This window comes from Staphylococcus gallinarum, from assembly GCF_029774255.1.
GTDB classification, from domain to species: domain Bacteria; phylum Bacillota; class Bacilli; order Staphylococcales; family Staphylococcaceae; genus Staphylococcus; species Staphylococcus gallinarum.
This window is the reverse complement of record NZ_CP069082.1, coordinates 1,944,360-1,956,302: the sequence shown is the minus strand read 5'-3', so window position 1 is coordinate 1,956,302 and position 11,943 is coordinate 1,944,360. Positions and strand designations below refer to the sequence as shown.

The 11,943-nt window shown below is 34.3% G+C and carries 13 protein-coding genes and 1 pseudogene; all 14 read left to right on the top strand.

From position 1 onward, the window contains the following. Window positions 1-11 precede the first annotated feature (11 nt). The 14 genes and pseudogenes from JN168_RS09135 to JN168_RS09075 all read left to right on the top strand — a co-directional run bounded on the left by JN168_RS09135 (window position 12) and on the right by JN168_RS09075 (window position 11,940). On the top strand, window positions 12-1,367 hold the full coding sequence (locus JN168_RS09135) for a phage major capsid protein (RefSeq protein ID WP_279525802.1): 1,356 nt from the start codon (window positions 12-14) through the stop codon (window positions 1,365-1,367). Window positions 1,368-1,385: 18 nt separating this feature from the next. Continuing rightward, window positions 1,386-1,727: a head-tail connector protein gene (locus JN168_RS09130; RefSeq protein WP_279525801.1), complete on the top strand. Its 342-nt coding sequence runs from the start codon at window positions 1,386-1,388 to the stop codon at window positions 1,725-1,727. Next, window positions 1,717-2,046 (top strand): hypothetical protein, encoded by a 330-nt coding sequence (locus JN168_RS09125; protein ID WP_107579402.1) that lies wholly within the window; start codon window positions 1,717-1,719, stop codon window positions 2,044-2,046. Before JN168_RS09130 ends, JN168_RS09125 begins: the two co-directional genes overlap by 11 nt. Continuing rightward, window positions 2,043-2,447 (top strand): HK97-gp10 family putative phage morphogenesis protein, encoded by a 405-nt coding sequence (locus tag JN168_RS09120; RefSeq protein ID WP_107579403.1) that lies wholly within the window; start codon window positions 2,043-2,045, stop codon window positions 2,445-2,447. Before JN168_RS09125 ends, JN168_RS09120 begins: the two co-directional genes overlap by 4 nt. A gap of 2 nt (window positions 2,448-2,449) precedes the next feature. After that, the gene (locus JN168_RS09115; protein ID WP_107590300.1) at window positions 2,450-2,854 is read left to right on the top strand and encodes a hypothetical protein; all 405 of its coding nucleotides are present in this window, start codon (window positions 2,450-2,452) and stop codon (window positions 2,852-2,854) included. A gap of 12 nt (window positions 2,855-2,866) precedes the next feature. Next, the gene (locus JN168_RS09110; RefSeq protein WP_107579405.1) at window positions 2,867-3,505 is read left to right on the top strand and encodes a major tail protein; all 639 of its coding nucleotides are present in this window, start codon (window positions 2,867-2,869) and stop codon (window positions 3,503-3,505) included. A 19-nt stretch (window positions 3,506-3,524) separates the two neighbouring features. Beyond that, a complete protein-coding gene (locus JN168_RS09105; RefSeq protein WP_107579406.1) occupies window positions 3,525-3,710 on the top strand; it encodes a hypothetical protein in 186 nt (61 codons plus the stop codon). A 69-nt stretch (window positions 3,711-3,779) separates the two neighbouring features. Next, the gene (gpG, locus tag JN168_RS09100; protein WP_107590298.1) at window positions 3,780-4,139 is read left to right on the top strand and encodes a phage tail assembly chaperone G; all 360 of its coding nucleotides are present in this window, start codon (window positions 3,780-3,782) and stop codon (window positions 4,137-4,139) included. Window positions 4,140-4,154: 15 nt separating this feature from the next. Then, a pseudogene (gene gpG, locus JN168_RS14025) lies at window positions 4,155-4,466 on the top strand (phage tail assembly chaperone G); the annotation flags it as partial. A gap of 78 nt (window positions 4,467-4,544) precedes the next feature. Continuing rightward, on the top strand, window positions 4,545-4,673 hold the full coding sequence (gene gpGT, locus JN168_RS14020; protein ID WP_415843840.1) for a phage tail assembly chaperone GT: 129 nt from the start codon (window positions 4,545-4,547) through the stop codon (window positions 4,671-4,673). A 29-nt stretch (window positions 4,674-4,702) separates the two neighbouring features. Then, window positions 4,703-9,058 (top strand): peptidoglycan DD-metalloendopeptidase family protein, encoded by a 4,356-nt coding sequence (locus JN168_RS09090; protein ID WP_279525800.1) that lies wholly within the window; start codon window positions 4,703-4,705, stop codon window positions 9,056-9,058. Between the two features lies 1 nt (window position 9,059). Further along, window positions 9,060-9,887, top strand: a complete 828-nt coding sequence (locus JN168_RS09085) for a distal tail protein Dit (protein WP_279525799.1) — start codon at window positions 9,060-9,062, stop codon at window positions 9,885-9,887. A 9-nt stretch (window positions 9,888-9,896) separates the two neighbouring features. Then, window positions 9,897-11,483: a phage tail protein gene (locus JN168_RS09080; protein WP_279525798.1), complete on the top strand. Its 1,587-nt coding sequence runs from the start codon at window positions 9,897-9,899 to the stop codon at window positions 11,481-11,483. Further along, window positions 11,476-11,940, top strand: coding sequence for a hypothetical protein (locus JN168_RS09075; RefSeq protein WP_042738340.1), 465 nt, complete (start codon window positions 11,476-11,478; stop codon window positions 11,938-11,940). The genes JN168_RS09080 and JN168_RS09075 overlap by 8 nt, the downstream gene beginning before the upstream one ends. Window positions 11,941-11,943 lie beyond the last annotated feature (3 nt).

The following is an 11,943-nucleotide window of genomic DNA, read 5'->3' as shown; positions in this document are numbered from 1 at the left end:
AGTGAGAGTGAATGGCAAATTTAGACGAGCGCAAAAAGGAAATCACTAATTTAATTTCTAAAGCGCAAGAAGCAGTTGAAAAAGGTGATTTAGAAACTGCTAGAAATTTAAAAGCTGATATTGATGCACAGAAAAAAGAATATGAAGAATTAGAACAGTTATCACAAGAAATTGAATCATCAGCACCTAAACAAGACGAAGAACCGCCAACTGATGAAGGCTCAAAAGAAGTTGACAACCAAAAAGAAGAACCTACACCAGATAAATCGGATAACGAAACGAGTGCCGATAAAGAAAAAACAGAAGATAAAAAAACAGATTCACCAATTGATAGTGGTGCAGCTGATGATAAATCAGAAGAAACTTCTACAACTATTGAAAAAGTAGCAGAACCTACAGAAGAAAAATTGGAAGAAGAAAAAGACAAAAAGAAAAAAGAGGGAGCGAAACGATCTATGGCGAAATTAAATCAAAATCAAGAAACTAACGAGGAAGTCTTAGCTTTCGAACAATATATGAAATCTAAAGGAGCAAAACGCGATAATGTTAAATCTGATGATGCAGGTGTAACAATTCCGCATGATATTAAATATATTCCAGAAAAAGAAGTTAATACGGTACAAGACTTATCGCAATTAGTAACAAAAGAAAGTGTTAAAGGCCCTAGTGGTGAATATCCTATTTTGAAACGTGCTAATGCTAAATTTAGTACAGTTGCAGAATTAGAAGCGAACCCAGAGTTAGCTAAACCAGAATTCAAATCAATTGAATGGAAAGTACAAACTTATCGTGGATCTATTCCAATCTCGCAAGAAGCATTGGACGATTCAGTTGCTAATTTAACATCTATTGTATCTGAAAATATCAACGAGCAAAAAATCAATACTTTAAACGAAAGAATCGGGACTGTATTAAAATCATTTAATCCAACAACAGTTTCGAATGTCGATGACTTAAAATCAATTATTAACGTCAAATTAGACCCAGGATACGACCGTCAAATCATCTGTACACAAAGTTTCTACCAAAAACTAGACACTTTGAAAGATGGTAACGGTCGTTATTTATTACAAGATAGCATTATTAACACAGCTGGTAATACGGTGTTAGGCATGAATGTCACAGTTGTTCGTGATGACTTACTTGGTGCTAATGGTGATGCAAAAGCATTTATCGGAGATATCAAGCGTGGCGTATTCTTCGCAGATCGTACTGACGTATCAGTTCAATGGATTGAAAACCAAATCTACGGTAAATACTTGATGGGTGCTTTCCGTTTTGATGTTAAACAAGCTGATGAAAACGCTGGCTTCTTCGTAACATTTGAAGATGCTGGACAACAGCCAGAAGGTGAATTAGGAGCATAAGTAAAGTAGGTGATTTCAATGTTTAAATTAGATAGCGTTGAATCAGTAAAAAAGGCGATTCGTGTTGACCATGATTTTGATGATGACTTAATTATGGAAGTTTATTTGCCTGGAGCGATAAATGAAGTTAAAACAGCTGTGTCATTGGATGATGAAGATGAGGCGTTTTATGAAAATAATCCATTATTCAATTTAGCTGTTTTAAACATTGTCGCACATCACAATGACAATCGTTCAATAACAACAAATGAACAATCCTTCGATGTTCCAGCATCTTCTATGGCTCTTATACAAACTCTACGTAGTGATTTAGTTAAATGGCGCATAGAGAAGGACGAGGTGACAACCGATGAATCTTAATCAACTTGATTACAGAGTTGCTTTTTATGATTATGTTAATGATGGCCCAGAGGCTGGTATGAGTGAATTAACTGAAGTATATAGTTGTTTTGGCGGTTTGTATGAACCGACGCAAAAGGATGTACAGTTAGGTAATTTAGAGCTTAGCAAAAGGTCAGTCACGTTAAATATTAGAAACCCGCAACCACAATTTATACCGAACGTTAATCAAACGTTTGAAGTTAAGAACGGTATATATTCAGGGTTGTTTTTTAATGTCAAAAATGTGGCTCCTGCAAAAACGCCTAACTATATAAAAGTGGTTGGTGAAGAAGAATGACTGTGACAGTTAAAGGTGATAAAGAAATAATCGCATATTTAGAAAAGAAATTTGGAAAATCAGCAACTAAACGCATTACGGATTACGCGTTAACTAAAGGCGGGCAAAAAGTAGTGCAAATTATCAAAAATAATATGAAGTCGTTTGAAGATACAGGAGAATCTGTATCTGAGACTTCTTTATCTAAGCCGATGACAATCGGTGGCGTAAGGACAGTTAAGGTTCATTGGAAAGGTCCAAAACAACGTTATCGCATTATCCATCTTAATGAGTACGGTCATTTCGACCGTTCTGGTAAATGGGTGAACACATCAGGAAAAGGTGTGATAGAAAAAGCGATGCGTGAAGGCAGAGAAACTTATTTTAAAACTGTAAAAGATGAGATAAGAAAGCGGGTGTAGGCGTGGAAGACATAACAATGAAGATATATAACGCAATTATAGATAATGAAGAAATTATGAAAAACGTTAATAAAAACGATATAAAATTTTATGATTATCCAAATGCGCAAGAAATCAAAAACACATGTATTGTCATAGACCCTTTAGGGACTCCGACACCCGCTGATTTCGCAGACAACGACAATATGACATATGAGTACCTTTATCAAATAGATGTATTCGTAAAACAAAATACAGGCATTAACGGACGAGTCCTATCAGATAGGCTCGTTTTTTTATTGCAAAGAATTATGTGGGATGAACTTGGATTTGGTGAGGCTTCATCTATAAAGCCTGAATACATCAAGGAGTTCAAGTTATATCACCAAGCAAAACGATTTGAAGGAAAACAATATTACAAATTATAGGAGTGTTTATATATGGCAGAGAAAAGCTATCGTTCATTTACAGGATTAACAGAATTTTATTACAAAGTGCACGGAGAAGATATCCAAGTGGTCAAAGATCCAGAACGTATCAAATATTTACAAGAAATTTCAGTTTCAAAAGACCAAGATATTGAGAAGGCGTACGGTGATAACCAAGTAGCAGAGATGGCAGTAGCAAATGGAACTATTGAGGTTGAAGCTGGATTCCATAAATTACCATTAGAAGACAGAGTGGCTTTATTTGGTTTAGAAAAATCAGAGTCAGGTATTGTATCGGTTGGTAATGATACTCCACCATACGTAGCAGTTATGTTCGCCAAAACTATGGAAGATGGTTCACGTGAATATGTTGGCTTACCTAAAGGTTTATTTACTTTCCCTGAAGTTGAAGGCAACACCAAAGAAGATGGTGTGGAATTCAGCTCTGATTCTACTACAGCTGAATTTATGCAAGCGCCAGTTAAAGGGTTCGAAGAAGAAAAAGCTATGTTAATGGGCCATGACGCTAAAGGTTCAACAGTTATGAAAGACGCTATTTGGGAAGCAGTATTTGGTACTTCTTCTGAAAGTAACACAGGTGACGGTGGAAATAGCGGTGAAACGACTCCAGAGGAAGAATTAGGAGCATAATAACTTAGGAGGAATTTAAATGGCTAAAAAGAAATATAAAGTGTTGCACAAATTTATTGATCTAGAAGATAAAAATAAAATTTATAATGCTGGCGACACTTACCCTAAACCAGCTAATAAAAAGGTTTCGCATGACCGTATATTAGATTTGACTACAAGTGACAACAAACGAGGTAAAGTGTTAATCAAAGAAATTGAAGAGTAATCAATAACGAGGGCTTAAAGCCCTCTTTTTATTTGCAAATAAAAATTAAATTTAAAGGAGAAATTAAACATGGTCAAAAAAACTAAAAGAAATTTTGTTGAATTAATTCAAGAGGTAAATGATAAAGGGGAAGTAACTAAATCAAGAACATTTTTAACTCCACCATTTACGCCTGGACCAGTTTTATTAGAACTACAAGATAGAATTGCTAAAGTTGAAAAAGGAGACTTTAAAACAGAAAAAGAAGCAATTATGTATATGGTTGAGATTGTAGTTGATTTTTACAAAAAACAATTTACAGCAGATGAATTTTTAGAAGGTACCAATGCGCCAGAGGTAATAGACACTATGAAAAATCAAATTCAATTTATCTCTGATGGTTTTGTTAACGAAGAAAACGAAAGACGATTAAAAGAGTTACTAAAATAATAGGCGGCGTTGCCAATGAAATCTAACAAAATTGAACTCGTTAAAGATTTTGACTCTGACGGAAATGTACTTGATTCGGAAGTATATGTTTCACGCATAAATACAAAATTGGAATTGGTATATGAATGTATGGATATTTTAACTCGAATCGAAAAAGGAGATTCAGAAGTTGATGTACATACTATATCCGATTTAGTTATAAGGATATACGATAACCAATTTACAAAAAAAGAATTGCTAGAGGGTTTAGATGCAGTAACTAGAAACATAGAGTTAATAGAGCAAATAACATTTATTGCCTCTGGTCAAGGTTTCGAAGTTCAAGAAGGAAAACAAAATAATAAAATTAACAATTTGAATTCATGGGAAGACGCTAGAGATAACATGAAAAAATTTGTTAAAAAGATGATGAAGGAAGGCAAAGACATTAATAATTTAATGGATATGCCTTTCTCTTTTTTTATGGAAATTGTTCAAGACGAAAGCAAGAAAAACGTTAAGAAAACTGAAAGTATGATTGATGCCTTCATGTAATTGATTCTATCAGGAAAAGAGGTGAGATGATGGCAGAAAGAATTAAAGGGTTACAAATAGACTTATCCATGAGAGATACAGGAATTAGTAAAACTTTAGCAGGAATTAAAAGAGAATTTAAATCACTAAACTCTAGCCTAAAGTTATCAGGCAATAACTTTAAATACGGCGAAAAGAGTGCTGAATCATATAAAAGTCGAATGGGTGAATTAGATAAGGCTATAAAAATTGGAACATCTAATTTAACTGAATTAGAACAACAGTATAAAAAAGTGTCTCAAGAACAAGGCGCTAATAGTGCTAAAGCGGTTCGATTGCAAACAGAATATAATAAACAAGCTAATTCGATTAACGCTCTAAAAGATGAGTATGGAAGATTAGATCAGTATTATAAAGAGAACTTTACTTCTATGGGGCAGTTAAGTAATAAATTTAAATCAGTAAGCACTAACATGCAAGAAGTAGGTAGTAGAGCTCAAAATGTTGGACAATCTTTAACTAGTAAAATAACCAAACCTGCTTTAGCTGCTGGTGCGGCTCTTGGTGGCATTGCAATTGCAAAAGGTTGGTCGAGATTAGTTGAAATTGATACTGCAAAGGCCAAATTATCCGCATTAGGAAATAGTGCGAAAGATACTACTGAGATAATGGATAATGCGATGGCTTCAGTTAAAGGAACGTCATTCGGTATGGGTGAAGCGGCTACGACTGCAGCTAATGCTGTTGCAGCAGGAATAAAACCAGGAAAAGAGTTAACTCAATATTTAACTACAACTGGGGATGCTGCTGCCGTTGCAGGTTCTGATATGTCAGAAATGGGACGTATATTTAACAAAGTTCAAACACAAAACAAAGCGTATAACGGAGAATTACAAGAATTATCTGACAGAGGTTTACCTATTTACCAATGGTTAGCAAAAGAGGCTAACGTTACAGGTGAAGAAGTTACTGAAATGGCATCGAAAGGCGAAATATCAAGTAAGATGTTACAAGATGCAGTTAGAAAGAATATAGGCGGTGCTGCAAAAGAAATGGGTGCTAAATCATTTAGTGCTTCAATTCAAAATATGTGGGCTGCTGTAGGGCGTCTAGGCGCTGCATTTTTAGATGCTGGTGGCAAAGGTGGAGGTTTCTTCTCTAAACTTAAACCTTTAATGAACAACCTTACTGATACTATTGATAAAATGGGACCACAAGCAGAACAATGGGGAGTCTCATTAGGAAATGCATTCAACAAAGTTGTTGGTGGTATTAATTCCGTTATAAAGTGGTATCAAAGTTTAGATGGTGGTACGCAAAAGACATTAGGCGGAATAGTTAAATGGTTAGGAATTACATTAGTGACGATGGGGCCAGTACTAACTATATTTGGTAAATTTACAAGGCTTATTGGTGGAATGTTTAGTGGCTTATCTGGATTGATAAGCTTTTTTATTAGACATAATGCAGTTACTAAAATTTCTACAGCATCACAAGCGATATGGAATGGAGTTACAGCCACTGCCAAAGGCATAGCTAACGGTTATAGATATGCTATCGCCGCTTTAACTACTTCACAAACAGCTCAAGCTATCAAGTCTAAAATTGCTGCAGCTGCAACAGTTGTATGGACTGGTGTTACAAAAGCAGCTACTTTAGCGACTAAAGGTTTAGGCTTAGCTATTAAGTTTATGACAGGACCAATAGGCATAGTAATAACTGCAATCACAGCTTTAGTCGGCGGTATTATATATTTATGGAAAACTAATAGTACTTTTAGAAATATAGTTATATCAGCTTGGACTGCTATTAAAAATACTGCTATTTCTGTATTCGGCTTTTTAAAACCTTATATCATAAATATTTGGAATGCTATTAAAAATTCTTCTATAGCAGTATGGAATACACTAAAAAAGGTAGCAACTACCACATGGAATGGTATTAAATATGCTGTTCAACATCCAATACAAGCCTTAAAATCTGTTTTAAGTACTTTATGGAACGGTATGAAAAATGCCGCTATAAAAATATGGAATGCTCTCAAAAAAGCTGTAGTTGCAATAATTGTAGCTTATGTTAAACAGGTTAGATCTAACTTCAACTTGGTTAAGCGTATTGTTACAACTATATTCAACGCTATAAAGTCATTTTCTATTAAAGTATGGAATGCTATTAAGAATGGCGTTATAAAAATTGTAAGAAGTTTAAAGAATGGTGTTACAAATGTTTTTAATTCACTTAAAAAAGGTATTTCGAACATTTTTAATGCGGTTAAAAGCTTTACCTTAAAATTGTGGACAAATGTAAAAAATGGCGTTATCTCAAGAGCTAAAGCGCTATGGAACGGCGTTAGAAATACATTTAACTCCCTAAAGAAAGGCGTTTCTGGAATCTTTAACAGTGTGAAAAATAATGCTATTAAAGTGTGGAATACTATAAAAGATAAGGTTACCGGGATTGCATCAGGCTTGTGGAGTGGAGTTAAAAAGACATTTAACAAAATGAAAGATGGTCTAGAAAATATCATTGGTAAAATTAAAGGTTTTATCAATGGCATGGTAGACTCTGTCAAAAAAGGTCTAAATAAACTTATTGAAGGTGTTAATTGGGTAGCAGGAAAACTAGGTATGGACAAACTGCCTAAAATTAAGTTACACACAGGTACTGAACATACTAATACAACTACTAATGTTGTTAAAAACGGGAAAATAGCTCGTGATACATTTGCGACAGTTGGAGACAAAGGAAAAGGAAATGGTCCAGGCGGATTCCGACATGAAATGATTCGTTACCCTAATGGTAAAACAGCTATTACACCTAACAGAGATACTACAGCATTCTTACCTAAAGGTTCTTCGGTAATGAATGGTGCACAAACACATTCTATGTTGAGTGGAATGCCACAATTTTCTAAAGGAACATTATCAAATAAAAAACCAAAGAAACATAAAGAGAAAGATAACATAGTAGGAGATGTTATCGAAGGTGGAAAAGCATTAGCTGGCAAAGTAGTTGATGGTGGAAAAGCAGTTGTAGGAAAGGCATTAGAAACGGCTAGCAAGGGCAAAGATTGGTTAAAAGATAAAGTCGGCGATGTGATGGATTGGATAGAAAAACCAGGGAAATTATTAGAAAAGGTTTTAGAAGGATTTGGAGTTAATATGAACGCCTTCGGAATTGACAAAGCTGCAAGCTTACCTTTTGATATGATGAAAGGTATGTTTGGTAAATTAAAAAACGCAGCGATAGAAACCTTCAAATCATGGTTTGATGAGCAAGAAGGTGGAGATGGTGGCTATATAGACCTTTCAAAAGGTATTAACTTCCCATTTAGCCCTAATGGAAAAGCGCCTGGTTATCCTTTCGCAGGTCCACATATGGGTGTAGATTTAAATTATAAATATGACAAACTATATAGCGTATTGAATGGTAAAGCGACTGCTCGTTCTGGTTGGAATGGCGGTTTTGGTAATATGGTTGATATAGTTAAAGGAAATTTAAAGGTTATATACGGCCATATGAGCAAGCATGCGTTTAGTGGCAGTAAAAATGTTAAACCTGGTGATTATTTAGGGGTTTCGGGTAATACGGGACGTTCTTCTGGACCGCATCTACATTTTGAAGTACAAAAAAATGGTGTGCCAATTGACCCATTAAAATGGTTGAAACAAAACGACGGTGGAGGCGGAAAATCAGGTAAATGGAGCGGTGATGTAAAAAAAGCTCTTAAACTAGCTGGTTTACCTACTACTTCAGCATATATTAACGCATGGAAGAAACAAATTCAAACCGAATCTGGAGGTAATCCCAAGGCTTTAGGTGGTACTGATGGATTAGCAGACGGTAGAGCAAAAGGTTTAGTACAGGTTAAGCCTGGGACATTCAACGCTTATAAACTACCTGGTCACGGTAATATTTGGAACGGATTAGACAACTTAATAGCAGGTATGAGATATGCTAAAGCGCGTTATGGTGCGAAAGGTATGCTATCAGCTATTGGCAAAGGTCATGGATACGCTACTGGAGGATTTATAAATTCATCTGGTCTATACAACTTAGCCGAAGAAGGTTATGGAGAATGGATAATCCCAACTGATCCAAGTAGAGCAAGTGATGCGATGAAATTATTAGCTTTAGCTTCTCAAGATATAGAAGGTAAAAAGAAAAACAAGCGTCCTAATCAGATGCGAACACCTTCTACAACTAGTAATAGCGATAATGAAATGCTTAACTTTATGGCTCAACAATTAGAAGCTACTCAAAGACAGGTAGAGTTGCTAACTCAATTAGTAGCTAGTAATCAACGTCTCGAACAGAAGGAAATGGGGTTTAGTGAGCGTGACGTGAGCCATGCTCAAGGTAAAAAAGCGAAAATGATGGCGTATAACGTTGGAGGTGCTTTCTAATTTGAAAAAGGAAGTTAGATTGTTTAATGAAGATATTGATATAAAGTTAACAGATATACCAAGGTTGAAATTTTTAGATTACATCGAAGATGATGTGGAAGTGAGAGCTAATACAACCGAAATCAGTGGAACTGATGGTGTGATTATGGGACCGACTACGTTCGGTCCTTTTAATTTGATACTCAATTTCTCTTTCAAAGGTATAGATACAAAGGATTTAAGGTTATATAAGCAAAAACTTAGACAGATTGTTTATCAAAGAAAACCTTATTTTATTTGGCATTCAGATGCACCAGGTAAAAAGTATGCTGTTTATTGTGATGCTAACGAAAATGAAGATTTAACTAATTCATTTGCTACTTTCAAAATAAATTTTGTAGTTTTTAAAGGTTATTCGGAATCATTAAGAGAAACTGATAAGTTTAGTTTATCAAGTGGTGAATGGCAATTTGAAACTGGCGTGTTATCGGTAGATGATATTAAATATAAACACAACACTACAGGATTTAAGATTTATAACGGTTCTACTGACACGATAGACCCACACATCCGACATAAATTTAGATTATTAATTAATATTGATGCGCCTAAAGGTTTTACACTCACTAACAATACAACGGGTGATGTTTTTAAATATAATAAGGCGATTAAAAAGAGTCAAAAGTTAGTATTAAATGGTGTTCATCCTACAATTGATAATAAGCGTGTGGGAGCTTATACCAATTGGCAATGGATTACGTTAGCTCCAGGATTTAATGAAATAGAAATTGCAGGTGAAAATATCAATAATCCAACAACACAATGGATTTTCCCATTTATATATAGGTAGGTGAATTATTTGGATGCATTAGTTTTAAAAAACAGAAAAGGAACTTATGGTGAAATTCTAACTGATTTTGATTTCGGGTCATTTAAATATGAATACGAGAAGAATAACGAAAGATCTATTAGTTTTACTATTTATAAAACAAGCAATAACGCTGACATTTACGATGCATTGATAAATGAAATGGTTTTAGAATGGAAAAATCAACAATATACTATTAAATCAACGGCAAGTAAATATGACGGAAATATGCTATCAAATGAAATAGTAGCTAAACATATTTTTATGGAATTTCAAAATCACTATATACCTAAAGATATCGAAAACGAAGAAATGAACAATGAAGATTCTGCAGACGACAATAAACCGACAATGACTTTACAGCAATATTTAAACTTTGGGTTCACAGGAAACAAACTTGGTTTCTCATATGAAATTGTAGGTGACTTTGATAAACGTGTTCCTATAGATGATTTAGGCGATAAAAATGGAATGGAGTTTATAACAGAAGGTGCAGAATTATTTGATTATATCTACTTTGCTGATAACAAAAAGTTTTATATATACAATCCAAAAGACTTTTATAAAATGGCTGATATTCCTATTATATACACTTATAATTCAAGTGAATCACAAGCTACTATTACAACCACTGAAGTAAAAACGTATATTCAAGGTTATGGAAAGAAAAAAACAAAAGCAGAAACTAAAAATTATAATCCAATAAAACCGCCTAAACTTAGTTACAAAGGGACTTTTATAAAAGATGGAACTTGGAGAACCGAGGAACTAGGGGCTACTTATGAAAAAACTTTTGAATGTAAATGGGGAAATGAAACGCTTGAATGGACACTCAAAAAAATGTCTAAAGGCGGAAAGTTAGATATTTATTTAGATGACGAAAAAATAGGAAGTTATCAATGCTATAGCAAGACAGCTACGACAGAAAAAATAGTTATTGCTCAAAGATTAGCGAAAGGAAGTCATACATTTAAAGCGGTTTTTAACGGTGGTATAAAAGGTGTTGATTATAAAAAATCTAAACCTTGCATGTATGTAGGCACGGAAAAATCCACTATTTTAAATTTAACGGCAGTTTTAAAAGGAACAGATGTTTATCATGCATATGCTGAGTATAAATCACCGTATATCGATAGTTTTGGTTTTGCAGAAGCGCCAACTATTTATGATGATACAGCTCTAGATAAGGGCGAACTGTACGAAAAGTTAAAAGCAGAACTCAATGATCAACCAACGGTAGAAGTCACTACAAATTATCTAGGAAGTGTTGATGACAAAAAATATATTAGTAATGGAGACATTAAAGAAAATAATATAGTAAGATTTATCAATAAACCATTAGGATATAATTTGGATTTAGAAGTTGTGAAATTAACGGAATCACATCCAATGTTGCAGAAACCAGTTGAAGTAGATTTCAGTAATTCTCCAACTGATATTATTAAAATACAACAGAACTTAAATAGAAACATTAAAAAAATGAATAATCTAACGCAAGGCGGCTCACTTGGTGAATCGTCTTTTTCTATGCCGAAATTAGCGTCAGATTCAATAGGGAGTGTGTTAGTAGATGGATAACCCTACAGAAATTAAATATCCATTTGATGATTATGGCGACCCTTACTATGCTGCAACACATTTTAAAGCGATTCAAAATATCGAAGATATATTAAAAGATTCTACAGATTGGATTGAATTTACGCCGTTAAGTGGAAAACCTAACACTGAATTTAAAGCAGAGGGTGACAATGGATTTAACTGTTCCTACAGAGAAATAAATGTTTTAGGCATTGTAAAAATAAAAAGTGTAAGAATTAATTTATCTAATGTACAAAATGGTATGACAATCGCTAATCTGCCAGAAAATTTTGTGTCTGAATCGCAATCTTGGCCAATTAGAACGCCAAACACTCATTTACCAGCTATCGTCTCATTACGACCAAATGGTAAATTAACACTTGTTTTCAATAAACAAGACACAGAGACATGGACAGAAACAGATTATATATATGGATCACACACATGGATAGAATAGAAA